This window comes from Paenibacillus sp. SAFN-117, from assembly GCF_051966115.1.
Taxonomy (GTDB): domain Bacteria; phylum Bacillota; class Bacilli; order Paenibacillales; family NBRC-103111; genus Paenibacillus_L; species Paenibacillus_L residui.
The window spans coordinates 1-3101 of sequence record NZ_JBQCLK010000074.1; the positions used below are offsets into that span (position 1 = coordinate 1).

Here is a 3101-nt window from a genome sequence, read left to right on the forward strand (position 1 = left end):
TAAACATAAAAAATATTTCTTATCCATCGTCCCGATGGATAACCCTACCAGCTTACACAAACTTCTTGACGCTACCATTAAAAGTAATAGTGCAGCTATTTTTTCAAGTTTGAGGAAACCGGTCTTAAATAAGGGCTGTATTCATCGTAACTCCAAAACAGCTTAAAAGACGCTAAATAAAACTACACGATTCGAGGACGCGGCATTTATTGGCTGAATCCTTCCAATTTGCCTCCAAGCGGCGATTTTAGACGATATTTGAGCCTCGGAAAAAGATAACGGACGTGCTAAGTTAAGGGTAACGCGGTTAATGACATCAATGAAAGTAGAGGATCGTCCGTGGGATTGCCCAAAGAGTTCCGCAGGCTGCTCTTAATGAATGCCATGTCATTCATTATTTTTATCTACATCGGGATTTTTGTGAACCTTTATATTTGGGAGCAGGGGCATCGAATCGCTGATGTAGCCTGGTTTAATTTATTCCTGTTTCTTACTTGGGCGCTATCCTTTTCGCTTGGAGCATGGCTCTTGAAGCGCTGGTCGATCCGGCTGTTATTCGGGCTGTCCGCTTTATCCGGTGGGACCGCCTTCCTCCTGCTTTCCTTTCTGCATCTCGATAATCGGATGCTGTGGATATCCATCATCGGAATGCCGGTGGGCATAATGTGGGGCTTCTTTTCCTGTGCCCAAAATTTAAGTATCTCCACTTCCGGCAAAGGGCAGGAATTCGGCAATTTTTTTGCCGCCTCGAACACTATTTCCCAGATTACCAATATGTCGGTTCCTATCGTTGCGGCTCAAGTGATCGGCTGGTTCGGCTATTCCGGCTCCTTCACCTTGATGCTGCTGTTTGTGACCGGCATGCTTATAACCGCGCTAACGCTTCCCCGAATATCATTAAAGTCCAAGGACCTCCGCCAGCAGAACTGGGGGGAAACGATGAAATACCGGCAGGTCTTCATGGAGCCCAGGCTGAAATGGCTTATTCCGTCCTGTCTGGCCGCTGGACTGTTCCTGCAGTTTCAAGGCTTGTTTGCTCTCCTCTTTACATTCAGCATAACGGAAGACAAGACGATCATAGCTCTGTTGAATACGCTGTACACCTCTTCCTCATTATTTGCCCTGTTTCTGTATCGCAAGCTCAAGCTTGGAGAATGGAACTGGCTCCATGCGGCCATTCTGCTGCTGGCCGGCGGTTTTCTGCTGATGCTGTACCCGGTGCCCGTGGTGCTCATATTGTCTAATGTCATGACGACCGTTGGCTTGTTCTACTTCGGTACGACCTGGAATGCCCAGCAGTTCAGAGCCATCAGCCACCATCCTCCCGAGAGGCAGTCCTCACTGCTGGTATGGCGGGAATGCTTGATCTGCTTAACGCGCTGTGTAATGCTGGTACTTATCTTGTTCGTTAAAGATTTCTCGGGAGTAGTCTTTGTCCTATTGATCTCCGTTGCTATAGGCACCTTGTTTTCCATTCCATACTTTCAGAAAAAGCTGGAGATGACCCCGGAGCTTCCGCCGCAGGAGACCTCCGTTGCAAAAGTATAGCTTGTTAGGCTGTGGACGAATTTGCCGTAAGATCGGCGGTTAAAAGGCCGGTGAACCGTTGCTCGTTACCACGTAAGGACCGACAGAAATGCAGGTCTTCAGAAGGATTTTAGCCAAAGTCGGCGAATGACCAGCGAAAGTACAGTTTTTTCCGAATGGGGTGGGGATAGACCTGCGGATTCGCACGTCTTCTGCGAGATTTACCGAATATTCGCAAAAAGACGTGCACTTTTGCTCGTTTTGAAAGCAACACCTATATAGGATGTCGGATGTCCACAAAAGGAATACATTCGCATATATTGGAGAGTTAACGAGCCGACCGGGGAGCGTGCGAAAGAATAAAAAAATTCCAAAACACTACGTTGGGGAGAAATGTAGTGGTATGGAATAAGGAAAATCCTTGGAATAAGTGTTGTGTAAATTTGTTGGTTTTCGATTCCACAATTCTGGCTTCTTCGTAAGTGTTGCCGGTGCGGAAATGAAAAGATTGTTTATGGAGGAGATTTCCGGTAAAACACATAAACTGCAGGATATTCAAGTTCTATCGTCTTGGGGAAGTTATAGAACGACACAAAAGCGGCCACAGCCAGCAGGATAATCGACAAGCAAACCGTAATTTTAACCAGCACGCTTTTTCTTGTTGAGTTCATTTAGCTTCCATGTCAAAATGTTAAAGTACCTGAATCTATCTCTCTCTAAGGGGCGTTTGTGACATCAATGTTAATCCCCGAATATTTCTTAGATAATACATCCGATGCGGAGCCAGCTTCTTTCCGAAATACTAATTCAAAAACTTTTGTGGTATTGGCACCAGCGGTATGGATTTCTTCTTCTCTTTCTCTCACTATTTCTCTCAAATCTTTATCAATAAAATTCTTGTCGCTTATAGTGATTTTGAAACGAATCTCTTTGTTTGAGCGATTTGTAATTTGAAATTGACAATATCCAGTATGGCCGTCCTTTTTATTTACACCTATTTCACAAAAACTATTTTTTTGATTGTAGTATAAAGCGCGTACATCATGAACAAATAAATATATATATATGCTTTGAATAGCAATATGGGGGCAAGTGTTAGACATAGTATGATTAAAAGTCTCCTTTTTTTGTAATGCTTTATAAGTAAAAAGATTCCAATAACAAAACAAACAAAGATTATGATAGGCAATATAAATACTGTTTTGCCTTCAATCCTTAAATTAAAGTAGTCATAAAATTTAGAGACTAAAAAAGTTTTGTTAGGAAACCGTAGCATGAAAAGTACTGGTAATAAGACGAGAAGAATTGATAAAAATCTAAACATCCGATTCACGCTTTAAAACACCTCCATATTATAAAGCCATTCTGCATAATTGATTTATGCGAATATATAACTAGTTGTTGATATATTGAAAAACACTTAAACAAGCGATGGTTTGTATAGTAGTTCATCACAACCAGCAGTTGCTTTCTAAATTTATTTGATATATTAATAATATCTGGACAGTGAAAAGTTCTTGTCGAAAAATTCATGGGAATAAAGGTTAAAGGTGCATACAGGAAAAGTAACCCAA

At 42.1% G+C, this 3101-nt stretch carries 3 protein-coding genes; 1 reads left to right on the top strand and 2 read right to left on the bottom strand.

Annotated elements, in window-relative coordinates; translation table 11 throughout:
• The first annotated feature begins 339 nt into the window (after positions 1 to 339).
• Positions 340 to 1548 carry an MFS transporter gene (locus ACTHRH_RS25505; protein WP_440418259.1) on the top strand — a complete coding sequence of 403 codons (1209 nt, stop codon included), beginning with the start codon at positions 340 to 342 and terminating at the stop codon, positions 1546 to 1548.
• Between the two features lie 491 nt (positions 1549 to 2039).
• Here ACTHRH_RS25505 and ACTHRH_RS25510 read toward each other — a convergent pair whose 3' ends face one another.
• Together ACTHRH_RS25510 and ACTHRH_RS25515 are read right to left on the bottom strand one after the other, a co-directional pair.
• Entirely contained in the window at positions 2040 to 2198 is a 159-nt protein-coding gene (locus ACTHRH_RS25510) for a hypothetical protein (RefSeq protein ID WP_186328418.1), read from the bottom strand.
• 45 nt (positions 2199 to 2243) lie between these two features.
• Positions 2244 to 2630 carry a hypothetical protein gene (locus ACTHRH_RS25515; RefSeq protein WP_440418261.1) on the bottom strand — a complete coding sequence of 129 codons (387 nt, stop codon included), beginning with the start codon at positions 2628 to 2630 and terminating at the stop codon, positions 2244 to 2246.
• Positions 2631 to 3101: the final 471 nt, after the last annotated feature.